The 22,276-nt window shown below is 49.2% G+C and carries 14 protein-coding genes; 5 read left to right on the top strand and 9 right to left on the bottom strand.

Going from position 1 to position 22,276, the window contains the following annotated elements:
• Positions 1–90: 90 nt before the first annotated feature.
• Together IQ263_RS05905 and IQ263_RS05900 are read right to left on the bottom strand one after the other, a co-directional pair.
• On the bottom strand, positions 91–1,371 hold the full coding sequence (locus IQ263_RS05905) for an ABC transporter ATP-binding protein (protein WP_442922597.1): 1,281 nt from the start codon (positions 1,369–1,371) through the stop codon (positions 91–93).
• Between the two features lie 364 nt (positions 1,372–1,735).
• The gene (locus tag IQ263_RS05900) at positions 1,736–4,288 is read right to left on the bottom strand and encodes a DNA gyrase/topoisomerase IV subunit A (protein WP_194066597.1); all 2,553 of its coding nucleotides are present in this window, start codon (positions 4,286–4,288) and stop codon (positions 1,736–1,738) included.
• Positions 4,289–5,181: 893 nt separating this feature from the next.
• On the opposite strand from IQ263_RS05900, the gene IQ263_RS05895 reads away from it, so the two are divergent.
• Both IQ263_RS05895 and IQ263_RS05890 read left to right on the top strand, forming a co-directional pair.
• On the top strand, positions 5,182–5,478 hold the full coding sequence (locus IQ263_RS05895; RefSeq protein WP_194066596.1) for a hypothetical protein: 297 nt from the start codon (positions 5,182–5,184) through the stop codon (positions 5,476–5,478).
• Between the two features lie 244 nt (positions 5,479–5,722).
• Positions 5,723–6,118: a response regulator gene (locus IQ263_RS05890; protein ID WP_194009855.1), complete on the top strand. Its 396-nt coding sequence runs from the start codon at positions 5,723–5,725 to the stop codon at positions 6,116–6,118.
• 948 nt (positions 6,119–7,066) lie between these two features.
• Here IQ263_RS05890 and IQ263_RS05880 read toward each other — a convergent pair.
• The 5 genes from IQ263_RS05880 to rpoB form a co-directional block, all read right to left on the bottom strand.
• On the bottom strand, positions 7,067–11,206 hold the full coding sequence (locus tag IQ263_RS05880; protein ID WP_194066595.1) for a DNA-directed RNA polymerase subunit beta'': 4,140 nt from the start codon (positions 11,204–11,206) through the stop codon (positions 7,067–7,069).
• 254 nt (positions 11,207–11,460) lie between these two features.
• Complete coding sequence (locus IQ263_RS05875; RefSeq protein WP_194066594.1) at positions 11,461–13,335, bottom strand: DNA-directed RNA polymerase subunit gamma; 1,875 nt, start codon at positions 13,333–13,335, stop codon at positions 11,461–11,463.
• Positions 13,336–13,418: 83 nt separating this feature from the next.
• The gene (locus tag IQ263_RS05870; protein ID WP_228049823.1) at positions 13,419–14,183 is read right to left on the bottom strand and encodes an HNH endonuclease; all 765 of its coding nucleotides are present in this window, start codon (positions 14,181–14,183) and stop codon (positions 13,419–13,421) included.
• Positions 14,184–14,225: 42 nt separating this feature from the next.
• Positions 14,226–14,420 (bottom strand): HNH endonuclease family protein, encoded by a 195-nt coding sequence (locus tag IQ263_RS28220; RefSeq protein WP_228049822.1) that lies wholly within the window; start codon positions 14,418–14,420, stop codon positions 14,226–14,228.
• A gap of 256 nt (positions 14,421–14,676) precedes the next feature.
• On the bottom strand, positions 14,677–18,060 hold the full coding sequence (gene rpoB / locus IQ263_RS05865) for a DNA-directed RNA polymerase subunit beta (RefSeq protein WP_194066593.1): 3,384 nt from the start codon (positions 18,058–18,060) through the stop codon (positions 14,677–14,679).
• Positions 18,061–18,421: 361 nt separating this feature from the next.
• Here rpoB and IQ263_RS05860 point away from each other — a divergent pair, with 361 nt between their 5' ends.
• A complete protein-coding gene (locus IQ263_RS05860) occupies positions 18,422–18,571 on the top strand; it encodes a hypothetical protein (protein WP_194066592.1) in 150 nt (49 codons plus the stop codon).
• Between the two features lie 70 nt (positions 18,572–18,641).
• On the opposite strand, the gene IQ263_RS05855 is transcribed toward IQ263_RS05860, so the two are convergent.
• On the bottom strand, positions 18,642–19,448 hold the full coding sequence (locus tag IQ263_RS05855; protein ID WP_194066591.1) for a TatD family hydrolase: 807 nt from the start codon (positions 19,446–19,448) through the stop codon (positions 18,642–18,644).
• 296 nt (positions 19,449–19,744) lie between these two features.
• Positions 19,745–20,044 carry a 30S ribosomal protein S20 gene (rpsT, locus tag IQ263_RS05850; protein ID WP_194066590.1) on the bottom strand — a complete coding sequence of 100 codons (300 nt, stop codon included), beginning with the start codon at positions 20,042–20,044 and terminating at the stop codon, positions 19,745–19,747.
• 931 nt (positions 20,045–20,975) lie between these two features.
• Between rpsT and IQ263_RS05845 the strand changes: the two genes are divergently transcribed.
• Positions 20,976–21,620 carry an IS607 family transposase gene (locus IQ263_RS05845; protein ID WP_194066589.1) on the top strand — a complete coding sequence of 215 codons (645 nt, stop codon included), beginning with the start codon at positions 20,976–20,978 and terminating at the stop codon, positions 21,618–21,620.
• Positions 21,617–22,210 carry an RNA-guided endonuclease InsQ/TnpB family protein gene (locus tag IQ263_RS05840; RefSeq protein WP_228049821.1) on the top strand — a complete coding sequence of 198 codons (594 nt, stop codon included), beginning with the start codon at positions 21,617–21,619 and terminating at the stop codon, positions 22,208–22,210. Before IQ263_RS05845 ends, IQ263_RS05840 begins: the two co-directional genes overlap by 4 nt.
• Positions 22,211–22,276 lie beyond the last annotated feature (66 nt).

The raw sequence follows: 22,276 nt of genomic DNA, 5'->3' as shown, positions 1-22,276 counted from the left end.
TGTAAATTAATATAACAGCAACTTGAAAAAAATGCAAGTTTATGATGTGTGAGATCGATCGCAAAGGCCGATCGACCTTGAGAATTTCGCCTAACGAGGGAAAATAGCCAACTCCGTATCCGGGTCAAACAAGTGAATCTTGTCATGGGCGACGGCCAGCCAAAGCTCCTCACCAACACGGATCGATCGCTCAGGAGGAACCCGCACCTGCATCCGCACAGCCGGAGCATCAGTCAAACACACCCGCAAATAAGTTTCGTGCCCCAAAGCCTCCACAATTTCCACTTGTACAGACAGATTTTTGGTAGCAGGAGGGTGAATGCTCAGATGTTCGGGCCGGATGCCCAAAATCAGCTCTCGCCCGTCATATTGCTGTAGGTTTTTTGCCCAAATATCCGGTAAAGTAAAGCGAAATTGCGGGTGAGAAATCAACAGCGGGGCTGTAAACTGCACCGGCAAAAAATTCATCGGCGGAGAACCGATAAACTCAGCCACAAATAGATTAGCGGGCTTGTTGTAAAGCTCCAGAGGTTGAGCGACTTGCTGAAGCTGACCTGCATTCATAATCGCAATGCGATCGCCCATAGTCATCGCCTCAGTCTGGTCGTGAGTCACATAAATAGTCGTAGTTCCCAACTGTCGCTGCAACTGCACAATTTGCGATCTCGTTTGGGCCCTCAATTTCGCATCAAGATTAGATAGCGGTTCGTCCATCAAAAAAACTTCAGGATTTCGAGCCATCGCCCTACCCAAAGCTACTCGCTGCTTTTGTCCTCCCGAAAGTTGTTTCGGCAAGCGATTTAAAAGCGGTTCTATTTGCAATAATTGAGCTACCGCCCTAACTCTTTTGCCTACAGCCTTTTCCCGTTCCGAAAAATAGCGCAAACCCGGAGGAAGCTTGCGAGTTGCTCCAACTAAAAAGTCCTCCCCTAAAGTATATATCTGCTCTTTGTTTAAAGTATTAGAAGCTAAATAATTAATCACCTCTTTTAACTGATTTTTTATTTTTTCTGCCTGAACCAGGCTGCTTTTTTCCGCCTCTGTCTCTGTCTTTGTCTCTTCTTCCTTTTTCCCTCTTCCTTCTTCCCTCTTCCCTCGGACTTCTTCCCTCGGACTTCTTCCTTCTTCCTTCTTCCCTCGGACTTCTTCCTTCTGAGAGCGGCGCAATCCAAAGGCGAGATTATCGTAAACTGTTAAGTGAGGATAGAGAGCATAATTTTGAAATACCATAGCGATATTTCGGTCTTTGGGGGGCAAATCGTTGAGGAGGCGATCGCCAATCCAAATATTGCCGGCAGTCAAAACTTCCAAACCGGCGATCGATCGCAGCAGAGTGCTTTTTCCGCAGCCCGAAGGCCCCACCAGCACCATAAATTCCCCGTCTTCGACCGTCAGGTTAATCCGCCGCAAAACGCTGTTAGAAGTTGAAATAGAGGCTTCGGGCGAGACACTTTCTGCGACGTTGTTTGCTTTTTTTTCCTGTTCTCCTTGGCGGAGTGGAAAACTTTTGTAGATATTTTCTAATACAACTTTCGCCATCAAACAATTTTAGATTTTATCTTTTAGAGTTTAGATTTTTAGAATTGGGAATTGGGGGAATTGGAGGCCGAGCCTCCAGGTATGTATTCCCAGGCTCTGCCTGGGAACAAGTCTTATGACTATTGACCAATGACTGTTGACTAATGACTATTGACCAATGACTGTTGACTAATGACTATTGACTATTGACTAATGACTATTGACTGCTAATAACCTTAATAATTTTTTCACCGGGATTGAGGTCAAAAACTCGATCGCCCGGAGCATCTTTCCCCCAAAAAGCTATAGCATCAGTAGTCGATCGCAGCAAGCGGCCAGAAGTAGTAAAAAGTTTAACATCCGTACCCGGAACCGATCGCAGCAAGCCAACCAAAGCATCTTTAGGTTCTGCGAAACGAAAAGCTTGAGTGCCAATTTCGCCGCGATTAGTAAGTCTGACAGAACCTGCGGGCATTCGTTTAGCCCAACCCAACTCCGAAAATAGCACCAGACTGTCTTCGGGCTCGATCGTAATACAACCCACCAAAACTTCCTGCTTCCGCAACCTGGTTACTTGAGAACCTAGGGCGCTGCGGCCCATTGGTGGCAGTTGTTCGTCATCAACATCAAACCGGAGAACTCGGCCTCCCGAAGTTGCGACGGCCACTTGCTCGCCGACTTTGCTCAGACTAGCGCTGCGGAGCCGATCGTCCTCCTTGAGTTTAACAACAGTCATGCCGCGATTAGTCACATCAGCCAATTCCTGCATCGGCAAACGTTTAATTTTGCCTTGCTGAGTCATAGTTACTAAATCCACCCCCTCCGAATTTTCCGGCAAAATAAAGTGTGCGATAGTAATTTCCGACAAAGCGCGATCCGTACTGTCTTTAGTAGCACTAGGGGATAACAAACCGACAATCGGCTTTCCTCGGTCTTTTGGATTGCTGCTAGGAATATCAGCCACTTTCAGCGGGTAAGCTTTGCCGTTAGGAGTTAAGACTACCAAAGTGCGATCGGTTTTAGTCAGCTCTGCAGTCACAATAAAATCTTCATTTTTTTCTAAAGCTGAAACCGATTTTTCGCGACTTTTCGAGCGCGGGCGATCGTGAGCCGGCAAGCGCCGCACGTACTGCTTGTGCGAAAATTCAACAATTGTTTCTTCAGGCTCTAGAACCGGCAATAAGTTAGGCTGAATCGTTGCCGGCGATAACTGCTTGAGTCCAGAATTTTTCTTACCAGAAAATTGTGTGTCTGTCTTGGCCGCGCGTCCTGTTTCCCGAGCAAATTTAGTGCGGCGGGGGTCAGCGTACTTGCGTTTGAGCGATCGCAATTCCTTCTTCAAAGCCTTCAAAAGTTCGCGCCTGTCGCTCAACAACCGCTGCAATTCTTGAATATTTCCCGTCAACTCATCCAGTTCAGCTTGCAAATGTTGCCTTTCCAAACCAGTCAGCCGGCGCATCGGCATCGCCAAAATCGCATCAGATTGACTTTCGCTCAAATCGAGGCGAACTTGGAAAGTTTGCTTAGCAGTAGTACCGTCAGGAGAATTTCTGAGAATGTCGATCGTAGTATCGAGATTTGTCAAAGCCAACATTAAGCCTTGGACAATGTGACACCGACGTTCTGCCACCTGCAACTCGTAATTGTAGCGCCTGGTGAGAGTCACTTCTCGGAAATCCAGAAATTCCTGCAACAATTGTCTGAGCGTCAACTGTCGGGGTTGACCGTTGACAATTGCCAGCAAAATCGCACCAAAATTTGTTTGCAGGTCAGTTTGTTGGTAAAGACGAGCTAGCACCGCTTCGGGAGTAAATTCTCGCTTGAGTTCAATCACAACTCGAATGCCATCGCGATCGCTCTCATCGCGCAAATCAGAAATACCGTCGAGGCGGCCGGCATTCACCAAATCCGCCACCTTTTCAATCCAACTCGCCTTATTCACCTGAAACGGAAACTCCGTCACCACGATCGCCGTTTTAGTCCGCACCTTGCGATTACCAGGCACTTCTTCCACCCCAGCCACACCCCTGACCGCAATGCTGCCTCGACCCTTAGTGTAGGCATCAACAATGCCCTCTGTAGCGACGATTTCCCCTCCCGTCGGGAAATCCGGGCCCGGAATCAGTTCAATCAACTTCTCGTCCGAGACTTCGGGATTTTCAATCAAAGCAATTAAACCGTCTACCACCTCTCCCAAATTGTGCGGCGGAATATTAGTTGCCATCCCCACAGCAATCCCAGTACAGCCATTGAGTAACAGAAACGGCAACTGAGCCGGTAGTGCTGTCGGTTCCTGTTCGGAACTGTCAAAGTTAGCTGCAAAATCAACAGTTGCATCGCCGACTTGGGTTAGCATAGCTTCGTGGGCGATCGGTGCCAGTCTAGTTTCCGTGTAGCGCATCGCAGCAGCCGGGTCATTGTCCACCGAACCGAAATTGCCGTGACCCGCAAGCAAAGGATAGCGGCTCGAAAACTCCTGAACCATACGCACCAGAGCGTCGTAAACCGATTGGTCGCCGTGGGGGTGATATTTTCCCAAAACATCTCCAACTACCCGGGCGCACTTGCGGTAAGGTCTGTCTGGTGTCAAACCAAGTTCGTGCATCGCGTACAAAATTCGACGGTGCACGGGTTTTAAACCGTCGCGGACATCAGGCAAAGCTCGCCCGACGATCACACTCATGGCATATTCGAGGTACGATTGCTGCATCTCGGCGTGCAGAGGCGTAGAAATTACTTGCCCGGAAAGTAGGTTTAGTTGTTTGGCCATGAGTTCTTGTGTCCGTTAATTCCTGAGTGAAGACAGCCTCTGTCAATAATGCTCAGGTTGCCTGTCTCGAATGAAAAGCGTTTGCCTTCAAGCAAACCGATAGTTCGATAAAACCGCCCAGCAGGAGGATAAAAATAAATTTAACAGGTTAAAGCAAAATCAGAGTGCCGAAGACAGACAACACTTGCCTCTTACTCTCCACTCTTACCCTAACCTCTATATTGCCGACCGTTGCGACTACCTGTCTATTTACCGTCCGCCGCGAGAAGGTTGATTTACAGCCATGCTTTTATTTATAATCGCTCACAAATGCCGATCTTTGAGAATTCAGCCGTCAAAAGCTTTTCTCATGAGCTGTCCTAGTCTGACCTGCGATCGATCGAAGCGTCGATATTTTAAAGCAATGTCGATCGGTCTAAACTAAGAATTGCCAATCCTGAACAATCCCCGCTATGTTCCCAACTCCGAATGCTTCAGCGGCAGTACCTGAAACAACATTGCTTGATTTTAAGGGCAGCACATAAAACAATTGTCACACTCCCCCGACTCTAAGTCGCAGGCTTGACCCAGAAAAAAAATCCTAAAAACCTGCTAATCAAGAATTTTGAGACTGTTGTCAGTGTGAGGGGGAGCACCTCAATCAATGCAGTAAGTATTTTTTTGACAGCCCATTTATAGTGCTGTCTGGCGATCGAGTCTTATATAGGTCGATCGCCACCGCCTTGCACTCGCAAAAAAATGCTTGGCGACAGAAATGAGATACTCCCTGGAAAATTTTAGGCATCTGTAGGCTATTTCGCCTAAAAACCAGCGGGCCCAAGACAACCGAGTTGAAGGGAAACGCAATTCGCGGATCGGAGCCACCTAGTGCCATCTGTGATATAACTAGCTTGATGAAACAAGTTTTGACAATAGCTTACAAGCTTGAAGTACCTCCTAAAGTAGCCCCAAAACTGGACGCGACTCTCAAGGTATTTTCTGATGCTTGCAACTACATCAGCCAAACTGTTGACCCAAAACTAATTAATAAACCTCGAATTCAAGGATTGGTCGATCGGCAGCAGAGGGAGGAATTTAGCTTGTCTGCTAACCATGATATAAATATCAATGCTGCGGTTAATATTCTAGTAGCCGCCGTTGCACTCGGAGACGAAAAACAAACGTGGAGTCAAGCACAACACTGCTTTTAAAGTAGCTGCATCCTAGCGCCAAGCGTTAACCCAACCAGAATTTCGACAGTTGTCAATTTTTGACGCTTTGAAATAGATGAAATCCCCGTCCATTTTACGGCGGGGCGGATGTCAAAAGTATTGCAAACACATTCACAAAAAAGATGGCTATTTGTATGCAGCCGTATTGTTGTCCATCCTTTCCACTCGCTTTCCCCGTGCTGAGTAAAGCGCATTGGAAGGTGGTATCTAGGAGATCGCCAAGATGAAAACCGTTCTGATTGTAGAGGACGATTTGGTTAACGCTAGAGTTTTTTCTAAAATTCTGACTAAGCGGGGTGGCTTAGCCGTGAAGCACACAGAAAATGTTGAAGAGGTGATGCAGATTGCTGCGTCTGGAGAAGCTGATTTGATTTTAATGGATGTGTCTCTTTCACGCAGCGTCTATCAAGGAAAAGCTGTTGACGGTATTAAAATTACTCAACTGCTGAAAGCAGACCCGCAAACGGCCTCGCTACCAATTATTTTGGTAACAGCTCACGCGATGGCCGGTGATAGAGAAACTTTTCTAAATCAAAGTGGTGCGGACGGTTACATCTCTAAACCCGTGGTAGACCATCAAGAGTTTGTCGCTCAGATCAAGGCTTTGCTCCCTGATTGAGTGACATATATAGCCTTTCTCGGTAACATGAGGTGCTAGGAGTGGGCATAGGCCAAACCGGGCATAGGCAGGAGTGGAAAGAGCCCGTATACCTCACCAAGCTTGAGAACCGCTATACATGAAGGAGGAAGTTCGGCAACGAGCAATGTACGGGATGTAACGGATGTAAGGAAGAAGGAAGTTCGGCAACGAGCAATGTACGGGATGTAACGGATGTAAGGAAGAAGGAAGTTCGGCAACGAGCAATGTACGGGATGTAACGGATGTAAGGAAGAAGGAAGAAGGAAGTTCGGCAACGAGCAATGTACGGGATGTAACGGATGTAAGGAAGAAGGAAGAAGGAAGAAGGAAGAAGGAAGGAAGAAGGAAGAAAGAATTTTAATTGCATTGGATCTCAATGTTACATTTGTAGCAACAGCTCGCTATCGAGTTTGCACGGGGTGTATGTAACCAGCAGTGCGATCGATAGCGATCGAATATTAGAGCGGTGAATCTACCGGACACGATTTTAAAAAAAAGCTTTTTGTTGAAAAGCCACAGATGCTCCCTTTAACTATTTGTTAGATCAAACACTTAAAACCTCGGAATTATAAATTTTTATGGAATTCTGACTTATATTTTTTGACGAATACACCTATTTCTTTCTTTCTTTCTTTCTTTCTTTCTTCCTTCCTTGTTTAAAGTCCGATCGCGCTTATGGTAGCGAATTAGCCTGTGGAGAACACCAAGCTTTAAAGAAACAAACTTAATATTTTTACACCAGTGCCGAAACCGAAAAAAAATGCCGCGCCGCCCGGTATTACGGGCGTGCGCGACAATTTCATAACTAAGATTACAGCCCTAAATTGATTAAGGCTAAAGAAACCGGGTTTTTTACCAAATCAGTAAGCGAGTGGGAAAAATTGTCGAAAAAACCCGGTTTCTAACCACCCGCGAGTAAGTCCTGTATTAATCCTCGTCCTCATCAAAATCGAAACCAATATCATCATCCTCATCGTCAGCCAAAACTTCTAACGAACCATCATCACTTGAGCCGACAAAATCATCCTCATCAACCTCAATTTCCTCAAACTCCTCATCAGGCTCAAGGTCAGAAACTACCGCAGTATCGAAACTGCTTTCGATCGTATATTTGCGGCGGGCAGTACGGTCATCAAGTACCACATCCTCCTGCAAATCTTGGAAATCGTCATCAAACACGGCACCTTCAAAACCCGCATCCTGAACGCTGGCATCTTCGTAAGCATTGAAACCAGTACCGGCGGGAATCAAGCGGCCGATGATCACGTTTTCCTTCAGGCCTCGGAGCCAGTCGGACTTGCCTTCGATCGCCGCTTCGGTCAGCACCCTGGTGGTTTCTTGGAAAGAAGCCGCAGAAATAAAACTGTCAGTATTGAGCGAAGCCTTAGTAATTCCCAGTAGCACCGGAGTGTAATCTGCCGGAGCCCCGCCAGTAATCGACATAGCCTCGTTCACCTGCTCTACCTGCCGCAGCTCCACCAGCTCCCCCGGTAGCATCGTAGTGTCGCCGCCGTCTTCTACCCGGACCTTGTTGGTCATCTGCCGCACAATTACCTCAATGTGCTTGTCAGAAATATCTACCCCTTGGGATTGATAGACAGATTGCACCTCGTTTACCAAGAGGGTTTGCACCTGCTGGAAACTTTCCAAAGCTGCTTCAAAGGTGGACTGGCGCTCCTTGAGAGCTTGGAAGAAAACCTCGAGAATTTCGTGGGGGTTGGCGGGCCCGTCAGTCAGAGCTTCCGCCACACCTACTCGCTGTCCGTCGGAGACGATCGGATTCTGCCCCGGTAGCAAAGGATATGCTTCGATGCGGCCGTCATCTTCAACTACAGCCAGTTCGACCATATCTTCCTCCGTGGATACGCGGGCAGTCCCCGGGCGATGGGCCAAAATGCAGGCTTCCTTCGGCTTGCGCCCTTCTAGGAGTTCTTCAATCCGGGGCAAACCCTGGATGATGTCGCCTGTTTTCGCCCGCTCGAACACCAGGATGACCAAATTGTCGCCCCGCTGCACCAAGTCACCGTCATCGACGTGGAGGACTGCACCGGCCGAAACCCGGTAAGGACGAGCTATTCTGAGCACCATTTTGGCAGGTTCCGAGCCGTTCGAGGGTACCACCTTGACCACTTGGCCGGATTCTTCCAAAAACGTGCCGGGGGCGATTTCCGTACCGGCTACTAGCAGTTGACCGGGACTGAAATCTGGGGCGACGGGGAGGTCGATCGAAATCGAGTCGGCTTCCCGCATGACCAAGAGGCGGCGCACCGGCTCGTTTTGTCCTTCGCGGATGCCCCGAACCGTCCCTGCTTCTTTGCAGAGAATTTCGGTGCGGGCTACTACTGCGCCCGGAGCGATCGACTGTCCGTCTTCCACCAACAGCCGCGTCTGAGTGCTTCCCTGGGTGGGGTCTGCCGACACGTCGCGCCGAACCACGAGGGATTCTAAAATCACTAACTGCAGGCGGAAGGTCTTGGAAACCGGCGGTGCTTCGTCGCCTTCGACCGCCAATTCTTGGGAGAGGGCGGTGGAGTCGGAGGCGCTTGAGTTAAAGTCATAATCGTTGTCCGACAAGGCGGTATCATCTTCTGGGTCTGGCAAAAGTTCGATATCTGCCGCCAGTTGCGGAGCTCCTGAACCGATTTCTAGGATGAGCTGAGTCCGCAGGAGTTCGAGTCCTTCTACTGATTTGACGCGCTCTCCGTCCTTGTAGGGGAGGCGCTGGACTGCTTTGAGGGCGATCGACTCGTTGAGCGCCGTCTGGGAAGGCACCGGCGGCTTGTCGGGAACAGGAAACTCTACGACGGGCCGCAGCAGCAATGCTGGGCCTTCGGGTGTTTCGATGTATTCGGCATAGGCGAGTTCTTCAGCAACCAAGCCGGGGAAGATTTCTTGACCCGCGTTGACAATTTGACCTTCGGTTGCCGAAAGTGGGGGGCGGTCAACGACGTGCAGGGTTCCAGGTTTGATGACAATTTCCCGCAAAATGTCATTTTTTTGCGTCACTTCTACAGCACCGCTGGTTTGGCAGAAGATATCTTTGACTACTTCAGTGCCGGCTTCGACGTACTGGCCGTCTTCGACTAGCAACAGAGAGATGTCTTTGTTGACTTCGTGGCATTCTTCCGGTATCCACAGCAGGGTGCCGCCCTTGATGACTTCGAGTCCTTGTTTGGCTTTGCCGCGTTTTTGAACTTCGACTCCCGCGTATTTGACAATGCCTCCGGTGGCGGTGCGGTAGGTGTCGTCGAGCAGTTCGGCTACGACTTCGCCGTTGATGACTTTGCTTCCGGGAGTTGTTTTGAGCGAGAACCGCTGGTTGGAAGTTGTTTCGATCGTGTAATATTCTCGGCCGCCGGTGCTTTCGGCTCGGACGACGGCTTGGTCGAGCAATACTTGGGCGGTGATGATTTCAATTTCTCGCTCGTCGGCGATGCGGACTACGCCCCCGTGTTCGGAGACGAGTTTGGTTTCGGCGATGACGCTGTTTTCGGGAATTCGGGAGCCGTTTTTGACTGCCGGTTCCGCGCCGGGAGGGAGGTTGTAGACTTCTCCAGAAAGTATCCAAATCAGTCCGCCCCGGCTGGCGGTGCGGGTGGTGTTACCTTGGCGGTCGGTTTTTTCTTCGGGTACGATGTCGGCAAATTTGGCTTCGCCGGCTAAGTCTGAGGCTACGTCTGTGGTGACTTTTTCGGTGGTTTTGCGGGCTGCGCGTCCGACGATCGGCACTTGGGCTAATATTTGACCTTGGATGGCGCGCTGTCCGTCTTTGACCATGAGCGTGGAACCTTGGGCGATCGCCAGTTCAATCTTTAGTTTCTGATTTTTGGCTCCCGATTTGCCTTCCTCGAAGCCGTCGCCCTCGAATACGAGCTTGCCGCCGTTTTCGGCGATCAGGGCTTCTTCTCCGTGAGAAGTGCGGAAGGAACGGGTTCGCAAGTTCTTAAACTTTGCCACGCCGGGGAATGGTGCCCGTTCTTGTTTGGCGACTTCTCCAGTGAACACGCCTCCGGTGTGGAAAGTACGCATGGTGAGCTGGGTTCCGGGTTCGCCGATCGACTGGGCGGCAATAATCCCGATCGCTTCTCCCATGTCTACCATTTTCAGGTGGGCGAGGCTCCAGCCGTAGCAGCACTGACAGACGGAACGGGTGGCTTCGCAGGTTAGGGGCGATCGCAAATACACCTCGCCAACTCCTGAAGCCCCTACCGCCTCTGCCAGCTCCTCACTAATTGGCTGGTTGCGGACTGCCAGGATGTTGCCAAACCTTACGATTTCTTTGGTTTTGGGGTGCACCACGTCTTTTGCAAACACGCGGCCCAGCAGCCTGTCTTTCAGGGGTATCAGCACCGTAGCTCCGTCGGTCATCGGCCGGACTCGAATCCCGCGTTGGGTGCCACAATCTACTTCCCGGACGATTACGTCTTGGGACACGTCTACCAGGCGGCGCGTCAGGTAGCCGGAGTCGGCGGTGCGGAGGGCCGTATCGACCAGTCCTTTGCGCGCTCCGTAGGAAGAAATAATGTATTCCGTGACAGTGAGGCCTTCTCGGAAGTTGGTTTTAATTGGCAAGTCGATGATTTCTCCCTGGGGGTCTGCCATCAATCCGCGCATTCCGACAAGCTGCCGCACTTGGGAGATATTTCCCCGGGCACCGGAGAAGGCCATCATGTAGACCGAGTTGAGGGGATCCGTGGCTCGGAAGTTTTTGACTACTTCGTCTTTGAGGTCTTCTGAGGTGCTGTTCCAAGTGTCGATTACTTTTTGGAAGCGTTCGACTTCGGTGATTTCGCCTCTGGTGTACCGCTGTTCGGTGATGCGGATTTCTTCTTCGGCTGCATCCAGCAGTTGTCGTTTGATTGGTGGTACTTGCAAGTCGTCTACGCTGATGGAAACTCCGGCGCGCGTAGCAAAGCGAAAACCCAAGTCCTTGAGTTTGTCTGCCATTTGCGCGGTGCGGGCAGTTCCGTATTCCATGAACGACCAAGAGATTAATTTTTTGAGCTGACCTTTGTCAACAACTCGGTTGCGAAAAACAATTTCTTTATTTTCTTTGTATTCAGTCATTTGTTTGCTGTTAGTAATTTACTCGTCAGTCATCAGTTTAGAAACCGGGTTTCTGAGAATATTTCTCCTCACCAAGCCCAACCTGTAGAAACCCGGTTTCTCGCTCCTGGCGCATCACTCATCGGTCATCAGTTCAGAAACCGGGTTTCTGAGAATATTTTTGGTCACATAACCCAACCCTTAGAAACCTAGTTTCTCGCTCCTAGACTGACCGATCGCCTATTACCCGCTGTTATTTCCCAATTTTCCAATTCCTAATTATTAATGACCGATTCGATCGTTTGGTGATAGATAATTCGACCGGGAGTAGTGCGAATAAACTGATTGAGCAAGTTGCCTTCTTTGTCTTCTCGAATCCGGCGAAACTTGAATTCTTTCGTCACCGTACCGTCGGTCGATCGTTCTAGTTTCAGCGGTTCTCCTTCTGGTTCTATATTTTCTATCCGGCCTTGAAATCTCACCCACACGTAGGAATGCAAGTCAACAACTCCTTGTTCGTAGGCTACAACCGCATCGGTGAGGTTAGAGAAATAGTGACCTGCTCCTTTTTGAGCGTCGCGATTTTCCGCTGTCAAGTAATAGCAACCGAGCACCATATCTTGCGAAGGAGTGACAATCGGTCTTCCGGTTGCGGGCGACATAATGTTATTAGAAGCCAGCATCAGCAAGCGGGCTTCCGCCTGAGATTCCAGAGACAAGGGCACGTGCACGGCCATTTGGTCGCCGTCAAAGTCAGCGTTAAAAGCCGGACAAACTAGCGGGTGAAGCTGAATCGCCCTCCCGTCTACCAAAATGGGCTCGAAGGCTTGAATTCCCAAACGGTGCAGGGTGGGGGCCCGGTTCAGCATGACTGGGTGTCCTTCAATCACTTCTTGAAGCACCTCCCAGATGCTTGGGTCGCTGCGCTGAATCAATTTTTTGGCAGCTTTGATGTTATTGACCAATCCTTGGCGGATGAGGCGGTGGATGACGAAGGGCTGGAAAAGTTCGATCGCCATTTCCCTCGGTAAACCGCACTGATGAATTTTCAGTTTCGGCCCCACCACAATCACCGAACGTCCAGAATAGTCAACCCGTTTCCCGAGCAAGTTTTGCCGGAAGCGGCCTTGTTTCCCTTCAATAATGTCCGACAGAGATTTCAGCGGGCGGTTGTTTGCGCCCACGACAGTCCGGCCGCGGCGGCCGTTGTCAATCAGCGCATCCACAGCTTCTTGCAGCATCCGTTTTTCGTTGCGGATGATAATTTCCGGCGCTAGGATTTCTTGCAGTCTCGCCAAGCGGTTGTTACGGTTAATTACTCTCCGATAAAGATCGTTGAGGTCGCTCGTTGCAAAACGCCCGCCGTCTAGCTGTACCATCGGCCGCAAGTCTGGGGGAATCACCGGAATCACCGACAGCACCATCCAATCGGGATGAGAACCCGTAGCGATAAAGTTGTCAATTACCCGCAAACGTTTGATTAACTTCGCTCGTTTTTGACCTTTAGCATTAGCAATATCTTCGCGCAGCTTTTCCGCTTCGCTTTCTAGCGGAATATTTTGCAGCAAAACTTGCAAAGCTTCAGCACCGATTCCTACTTCTACGCCGGTCAGCGTGGAATCTTCGCTGTAAAGTTCATCTTCTATTTCCAGCCAAGCATCTTCTGTGAGCAATTGCTTGTATTGCAGCTTTTCAGCATTGCCAGCATTCAACACAACATAGGCATTGAAATAGACAATTTGTTCGACATCTCGCAGCGGCATATCTAACAGAATCGCCATGTAACTGGGGATACCTTTGAGATACCAAACGTGAGCGACTGGAGCTGCTAATTTGATAAATCCCATGCGGTGGCGACGGACGCGAGATTCGGTTACTTCAACACCGCATCTCTCGCAAACAATGCCTCTATGACGAACTCTCTTGTACTTGCCACAATGACATTCCCAATCTTTTGCAGGCCCAAAAATTCGCTCACAAAACAACCCGTCCATTTCGGGCTTTAATGTTCTGTAATTTATGGTTTCTGGTTTTATGACTTCGCCAGTTAGCTGACCGTTGGGTAAAGTTCTCTCTCCCCATTGTCGAATTCTTTCAGGTGAAGCTAACCCAATCTTTACATAATCAAATCGTTGTTCTATCTTAGCCATTCTTGACTCCAATCGATGATTTACTTGAAATTATTTGCTGTAATTTATCTGTTTTGATTGATTGTTTGGCGATTAAATCAATGTCATACTCCTTGATATGTGGCATTAGTTTTAATGTCATAAATGACACTTTTTGACACTCCAAATTCGCGCGAAATCTTAGCAAGAGATTCTCCAGCTTTAATGCGTTCTCGCACATCCTGTGCTCGATCAAAAGTCAGTTTGCGATCGAGATATCCACCCATGGGAGGAATCGGAATCTCTTCGCCTTCTTCCTTCCATGTCAGGTGATACTTAATATTGTGTATAGTTATCGGATTGACGCTGTATGCTTCAGCTAGATCCTTCATTCTCTCTCCTGCTGCTAGTTTTTGCCGGATTTCTCGCACCTTTTCCCAGTCTAATTTTGCATTGGAAAGGGGATGACTTTTTCCTTGGGTGCGTCCTTTTTTTGAAGCATCTAAGGCATTTTGGGAACGAGTACCAGCCCAGAGGTGTTCTGGATTTATACAACTGGGAGTATCGCAGGTATGACAAGCATCCATATATGTGGGAACTTCATATCCTAATTTCTCTGCTAAAACAGCACGAGTCACTGATTTCAAATTCCCATTTTTCCAGTATCTGCCATAGCCTGAACAATATTTTCCGCCTTGAAAAATTATGCAGCCGTTGTCTTGAATTTCTCCTAAAAAATGTGGAGAAACTGTGGTGAAGTTATCGGGAATATTTGTCTGAACGATCTTAGTAATAGTTTCATGTTGTACCCCATACTCTTTTGCTAGGTGGTTCTTGACTTTTTCCGATAAATATTTAGTCTGAATTTCTCGCAGTTGTACGATCGACAAGTTATCAATTCCCGGAATACTTTTGCGTCTGGGAGTTTTGCGTTAGCGCAGCCCTCGAAGAGGATCGCGCCCCATCATCTGTCCCGTGTTCTCAGCGGCAGACCCCGCTACGAGATGTTCCGGGTTGATGCAGCCTGGATTGTCGCAGGTGTGGCAAGCAAAATAACTGGAATCTAGGAATCCTGCTATTTTTGATTCGAGGACTAATCGGTGGACTAATACCGTTTTGCCCGACATCCACTTACGCCCGTAACCATTGCCAAACTTACTACTTTACCAGTTAATACAGCCTGTCTCCCGATCGAATTCTCCTTCAATTCCGGGGATAACTGTTAAAATAATCATGTCAGCGCATCTCCTTGTTAGAGCGTTGATTCGCCTCAGTAGTGGTACGAACACTGCTGAGGCATTTTTATTCGAGATTGTCGATTTTAAATTTTAGATTAAATATTACTAAAAAATCTAAAATTTAAAATCGAAAAATCTCAAATCCCTAATCTTCGTCTTCGTCGCGAGAAAGCGATTCGTAAGTAGGCCTGGAGGGCGATCGCCGCCCGCCAGCATCCGCCATCAAATCCACCTCAACGTGCTCGCTGCCGTCGTCGTTCGTATTCACTTTGTGCACGGCAATGTCCAAACACAAAGACTGCAACTCCCGCATCAACACTTTGAACGATTCCGGCGTACCGGGGCGCGGGATGGATTTACCCTTGACGATCGCGTTTAAAGCCTCGTTTCTGCCCTGCATATCGTCCGACTTGACTGTCAGCAACTCCTGCAAGGTGTAAGCGCAGCCGAAGGCCTCCAAGGCCCAGACTTCCATTTCCCCGAACCGCTGTCCGCCCTGCTGCGCTTTGCCGCCCAAAGGCTGCTGCGTCACCAAGGAGTAAGGCCCTGTGCTGCGGGCGTGGATTTTGTCGTCTACCAAGTGGACGAGTTTGAGCATATAGGCGATGCCGACTGTGACTGGGCGATCGAACGCTTCCCCAGTTCTGCCGTCATAAACTATAGTCTTGCCTGGGTGTTTGTCGTTAAACACCCAAGGCTTGCCAGTTTTTTCCCGCGCTTCCTCCAACTTGCCGTGAACGGTTTCCCGCGACTTTTCAGCGCCGTGCATTTCGTCAAACGGCACCATCTTGAACCGCATCGACAGATTTTCGCCCGCCCAGCCTAGCAAGCACTCGAAAATTTGACCGACGTTCATCCGCGACGGTACGCCCAAGGGGTTGAGCACGATGTCAATCGGAGTGCCATCGGGCAAGTAGGGCATATCTTCCTTCGGCAGAATCCGGGAGACGATGCCTTTGTTGCCGTGGCGGCCGGCCATTTTATCGCCGACTTGAATTTTTCGCTTTTGGGCGACGTAGACGCGGACGACCATGTTAGCGCCCGGGGGCAGTTCGTCGCCTTGTTCGCGGGTAAAAACGCGCACATCTACGACGCGGCCTTTTTCTCCGTTGGGAACGCGCAGCGAGTTGTCGCGCACGTCGCGAGCTTTTTCACCGAAGATTGCTCTGAGCAGTTTTTCTTCGGGGGGTTGGTCGGATTCGCCTTTGGGGGTGACTTTGCCGACTAGGATGTCGCCAGATTCTACCCAAGCGCCTTTGCGGATGATGCCTCCTTCGTCTAGCTGGCGGAGGGCGTCTTCGCCGACGTTGGGAATTTCGCGGGTGATTTCTTCGGGGCCTAGTTTGGTTTGGCGGGCTTCGATTTCGTATTTCTCGATGTGGATGCTGGTGTATACGTCTTCGTAGACCAATCGCTCGCTGATGAGCATTGCGTCTTCGTAGTTGTATCCTTCCCAAGGCATATAGGCTACGAGGATGTTCTGACCGAGGGCGAGTTCTGCGCCTTCGGTGGAGGAACCGTCGGCGAGGACTTGACCTGCTACGACACGATCGCCCTCATAGATGAGGGGGCGCTGGTTCAAGCAGGTATCTTGGTTAGATCGCTGGTATTTTTGCAGTTCGTGTTCGATGCAGCCGGCGTATTTTTGCTTCCAAACCGAAGGCTGTCTGACTTTGAGTTCGTCGTACTCGCGAATCAGGAAATGTTCTTCGCTGGAATTAGACTCGGCATCTGCAGCCAGGGGCTTGACAATAATCCGGGTCGCATCGATGTAAATGACTTCGCCGTCAATCCGGGAAACTACCACCATCCCGGAATCTCGGGCGGCCTGAGCTTCGAGACCAGTACCGACGAGGGGGCGTTCGGGTTTGAGCAGCGGCACGGCTTGCCGCTGCATATTCGACCCCATCAGAGCGCGGTTGGCGTCGTCGTGTTCCAAGAACGGGATCAGGGAGGTGGCAACGGAGACGATTTGTACGGGTGAAATCGCCATGTAGTCCACCTGCATCGGGGTGGTGGTGGTGAATTCTTGGCGGTAGCGGACGGCTACGGTTTCGCCCAAGAGGTTGTTGTTTTCGTCGAGGCTGATGTCTCCGGGGGCGACGCGCAAGTCGTCTTCTTCATCGGCTGTCATGTAGATGGGGGCTTTGTCCCGCAGCACCTGTCCTTTTTCTACTGGGTAGAATGGTGTTTCGATGAAGCCGTAGGGGTTGACGCGGGCGTGGGTTGCTAGGGAACCGATCAGTCCGGCGTTGGGGCCTTCTGGTGTTTCGATCGGGCAAATCCGGCCGTAGTGGGACGGGTGAATGTCCCGCACTGCGAAACCTGCGCGTTCGCGGGTCAGACCTCCCGGGCCGAGGGCGGAAAGCCGGCGTTTGTGGGTCAGTTCTGCGAGGGGATTGGTTTGATCCATGAACTGGGATAGCTGCGAGGAACCGAAAAATTCCTTGATTGCTGCTACCAGGGGTTTGGGGTTGACTAGGGAGGCGGGGGTGAGGGAGTCTGCGTCGGAGACTGTCATGCGTTCGCGGATGATCCGTTCTAGGCGGTTGAGTCCGACTCTGACTTGGTTTTGCAGCAGTTCGCCGACGCTGCGGACGCGACGGTTTCCTAAGTGGTCGATGTCATCCGTCGAGCCGATGTCGAATTCGAGGTTGATCAAATAGTCGATCGCCGTCAAGATATCTTGGGATGTCAGCACCCGCACGGTGTCGGGGACTGTCAACCGCAGTTTTTTGTTGAGTTTGTAGCGGCCGACTTTGCCTAAATCGTAGCGTTTGGGGTCGAAAAAGCGGGAATTGAGGAGCTGTTCTCCTCCCGCTACGGTGGGGGGTTCGCCCGGTCGCAGTTTGCGGTAGAGCTCCATTAGAGCTTCTTCTTCGCCGAACTGTCCTTCTTTTTCGATGGTTTTTTGGAAGTATTCGGGGTGGCGCAAACTGTCGTAGATTTCCCCGTCTGTGAGTCCTAGGGCTTTGAGGAGGACTTGGGCCGATAGTTTGCGGGTTTTGTCGATTCTGACCCAAACTAAGTCGTTTTTGTCGGTCTCGAATTTCAGCCACGCGCCGCGGTTGGGGATGAGACTGGCGTTGTAGGTGCGGCGGCCGTTTTTGTCGGTTTCCGATTTGTAGTATACGCCGGGGGAACGGACGATTTGGTTGACGATTACTCGTTCCGCACCGTTGATGATGAAGGTTCCCCGTTCTGTCATCAATGGCAAGTCGCCGATGAAGACTTCTTGTTCTTTAATTTCGCCTGTTTCTTTGTTGATCAGGCGGGTTGGTACGTACATTTGTACCGAGTAGGTGCTGTCCCGGCGCTTGGCTTCGTCCACGTCGTATTTCGGGCGCTTGAGTTTGAAGTCTTTGCCCATGAAGTGGAGTTCTAGTTTGCCGGTGTAGTCTGAGATCGGGGAAAAGCTATCGAGTTCTTCGATCAGTCCGGCTTCTAGGAACCAGCGAAAACTTGCCCGCTGGATTTCGATCAGGTCGGGCAAGGTGAAGGCGAATTCTGCGTAATCTTTAGTGATCATGGGTGTCCTTTTTTCCGCTGTGGCTCTAGCTTTTTACATTGCGCCAAGGCTTGGCGTTTTTACTTTGTTGTGTTTTTTTGATGGATTGTGTGAGAGAATGTATATGATATTTTCGATCGCGATCGGACTGTTGCAACGGTTATTTTTGCGGGTTGCTCGCATTATCTTTCTGCGGATTTGCGCTTGATTGAGATGTTTTTAGAACCGATGTTCGGCTGTTTTAGGGTAAATTTCCCATACATTTGACTCCTCAAATTGACTCTAAAGCTATTGCCAAATTGCTGAGGTTCTAAGTTTATTCCGATCTGTTGTAAGTTTTACTGTGTAAGGAAAGAGTTTTTGCTGGAAGTTTTGGCGAGCGTTGGGACGGCGTGTTGGCCCGATTGCTTGCAGTTCGCCGGCTGCTGCGATCGCGGGGATAGTCAGCCAAAGCTCGATCGGCTGGTTCTATTATTATAGGACGCAAATTCGATCGCGTGCCGCCAACGTCAAAGGAATTGATCGAGGCTGAATCCGGTTTTTAGGGCAAACAAAATATAGATGAGATTACCCCTTACCCCGAAGGCTTGCCTCTAAATCGATTAGTTTTCCTCGTTTCCTTGCTCTATAGCGAGTGAAAGGCCGAATAGCTGACAGGCATTTTCGGTTGTCTGCCGCGACAAAGTTAAAAGAGAAACTCCTCTCAATTTCGCAACTTGCTCGGCTACGTAGTATACGTAAGCTGGTTCGTTGCGTTTTCCCCGCTGGGGTGCGGGGGCGAGAAAAGGGCAATCCGTCTCAACTAAGATGCGATCGCTATTTACCATACAAGCTGATTCTTGTATTTGCAAGGCTTTTTTAAAGGTTACTGTACCGCTAAAACTGATGTAGAAACCCAAGTCTAAAAACCACTGGGTTTCTTCGGGCGTACCTCCCCAGCAGTGCATCACTCCCCGCACCGGGCCGCGTTTTTCCCAAAAGTTCCGCAGCATTTCGGCCATTGGGGCGGCAGCGTCGCGACAGTGGATAATGACTGGTTTGTCAAGTTCCCTGGCGATTTCAAGCTGTGCCTCAAACACTTTAAACTGGTGTTCGCGATCGTCAGCTTTAAAAAAGTCGAGTCCGGTTTCGCCGATCGCCACTACCCTAGAGTCAGAACTTGCCTTGAAGCGAATCTGATTCGCAGTTTCGTCTTTCCACTTGGCGGCATCTAGGGGGTGAAGCCCCACCGCAAACGAGACTTCTGGAAATTGATCGGCGATTGCTTGAATTGAGGCAAACTCTGCAGGCTCCACACAAGAATGAACTAGCCGAACCACACCAGCTTCGCGCCAGCGTTGTCGAATAGTTTCTAATTCAGACTTGTAAGTCTCAAAGTTGATATGAACGTGAGTGTCAATGAGCTGCATGGGGGAAGCAGATTAGATTTGATACCAGAGCATCCGAGTTGTTGACGGGAGAGTTGGGATGGGGAGAGTGGGAGATGGGGAGAGTGGGAGATGGGGAGAGTTGGGATGGGGAGAGTGGGAGAGTGGGAGAGTGGGAGAGTGGAAGAGTGGGAGAGGAAGTGGGAAAAATTCTCTTTCTTCCCTCTTCCCTCGGACCTCTTCCCTTTTCCTTCTTCCGACGGACTTACATCCGTTACATCCGTTACATCCCGTACATTGCTCGTTGCCGAACTTCCTTCTTCCTTCTTCCTTCTGTCTTAGGATGCTGCTTGTGTTTCGTGCGGCTTTAGGGTTCTTGCCAAGCGGGACTTTTTGCGAGCGCCGTTGTTGCGGTGGAGTACGCCTTTTTTGACAGCTTTGTCAATTTTGCTGTAGGCCTCAGACATCCGCTGCTGAACTTCTTGCATTAATTCAGGACTCGGAGTTGCGGCGTACTTTTCGACGGCTACAAAATACTTCTTCATCAAAGTTTTGACGGCTGACTTGTAAGACTTGTTGTACAAGCGGTTGCGCTCGGCGATTTTGATTCGTTTGACTGAGGACTTAATATTTGCCATAGTTCAGTTGCTGGAAGTAGGTATTCATTGATACATCCCCGTCTGGACATTTTCTCCAGACACGGGAATTTTGCGACAAGCTTTTCGGGAGCGAGCCACAAAAAGCTTGATTTTTAAAGGCTGAGTCTGTCGATTTGAGGTTGAAAATTTTAGATTTAGTCCGCAGGTGAACCTGGGATCTCGAACCAAAGTCTAAAATTTTGAGTTCTCCACGACTCACGACTAGGCGAGTGTCGGGGGCTTCCGTTTTTGGGCGGTTCGGACAGCCACTACCGCTAGCTCAGATCGAGATGAGTCTGTGGGTACTTTCGGGCGACGCAATAATTTTTTATTGACTCATTTAACTGCCAATTTTTTATCCCTGACGATACCCAAAGGTATGATACAGGTGTTACAGAGGCTAGTTGCGGGCGATCGACCGTCACGAGTTAAAGTCACGGTTTCTGACACGCAATTTTCAATTATACAATAATTTGGCGTTTTTCTATAAAAAAACTATCGGGTGTTGGAAAAACTAATATAGCATCTATTCTGCTTAAAATCCCATTCCCGGAAAAATCAAAATTAAACTATAGCCTTTCTGTGCTCTGGTATGAGGTACTATGCGCCATAGGCCTCCGTGGATATAGGTTTCCGTGGGCATAGGGCATAAGGCATACCTCACCACGCTTGAGAAAGGCTATATAGAGTAAATCTTCAGAAACCGGGTTTCTCTCTATATTTCTCGTCACCCAACCAAAAACTCCAAGAATACCCGGTTTCTCGCCCGCGTAAATCTCAGAAACCAGTTTCTCTCTATATTTCTCGTCACCCAACCCAAAAACTCAAAGATGTCCAATGGGGAAGAAACTGTAACTAAATTCTTAGACATCTATTGACATCCTTCCCGGATTGGGCAAGAATAATGGTGTAGTCTGTATCAGTTGAGTTGATGGAGAATACATCAGAAGTGACGGTCAGTATCGGAGACGCCGCAAAGGAATTAGGCGTTTCTACCAAGACTTTAAGACGCTGGGCCGACTCTGGCAAGATTAAATCAGAGCGATCGCCCACTGGTCAAAGAAGATTCTTTCTAGCTGATATTAAACGCATTACGCCCAGAGATTTAAAGCAGCTAGATGAACGCATAACTATCAACTATGCTCGTGTTTCAAGCCATGACCAGAAAGAAGATTTAGTCCGTCAAGCCCAAGTTTTAGAAGCTTTTAGCAGCGTTAACGGTTGGCAGTACGAAACAATTCAGGATTTAGGAAGTGGCTTGAACTACCAAAAAAAAGGACTCCAAAAACTGCTAAAACGCATCATGCAAGGTGATGTTGCAAGACTGGTGATAACGCACAAAGATAGGTTGCTACGATTCGGTGCAGAGCTTGTATTTGCTATCTGTGAGGAGTTTGAGACAGAGGTTGTAATCATTAACAAAACTTCGGAGGAAGTGACATTTGAGCAGGAATTAGTACAAGACATGATTGAGCTTATTACTGTGTTTTCGGCACGTCTTTACGGATCGAGAAGCAAGAAAAACAAAAAGCTAATTGATGGCATGACTGCTGCTGTAAACGAGGCAAAGCAATGATGTTGTTAGGATTCAAGACAGAGTTGAAACTAAATAATCAACAGCGAACGCAGTTAGCCAAGCATTGTGGAGTAGCGCGTCACGCTTGGAATTGGGGATTGTGGCTGACCAAAAACATACTCAACCACAATAAAACCAATCCCAACGAAAAACTCAAATTTCCCACAGCTATTGACTTGCACAAATTGTTAGTAGCACTCGTGAAGTCGGAGAATGCTTGGTACTATGAATGCTCCAAATCTACACCGCAACAGGCATTAATGGCATTGCGGGAAGCATGGAAGCGGTGTTTTAAAAAAACTGCTGGCGTACCTAAGTTTAAGAAGAAAGGGCGGCGTGACTCTTTCACATTGGAAGGAACAGTCAAAATCTTGGGGAACCACAAAATTCAAGTTCCTGTAATTGGAATTCTGAAAACTTATGAAAGGCTACCGCAAGTATCAATCAAGTCTTGTACGATATCCCGTCAAGCCGACAGGTGGTTTATCAGTTTCAGATTTGACATAGAACAGAAAGAGTTAGGCAATGCAAGTCAGGGCTATTTCATTCTGAATAGGGTTTTGAGGAATTCAAGGCCAAATCCTGCCTGACGTTGAGCTTGAGCCATATTAGTTTCCCCCTGCTCCCGATAGAGATTGAGGGCCAAATTACGGGCG

The organism is Tychonema sp. LEGE 06208, assembly GCF_015207505.1.
In the GTDB taxonomy this organism is placed as follows: domain Bacteria; phylum Cyanobacteriota; class Cyanobacteriia; order Cyanobacteriales; family Microcoleaceae; genus Microcoleus.
Note: the sequence above shows the minus strand (reverse complement) of the source record. Positions and strands in the feature narration are given on the sequence as shown.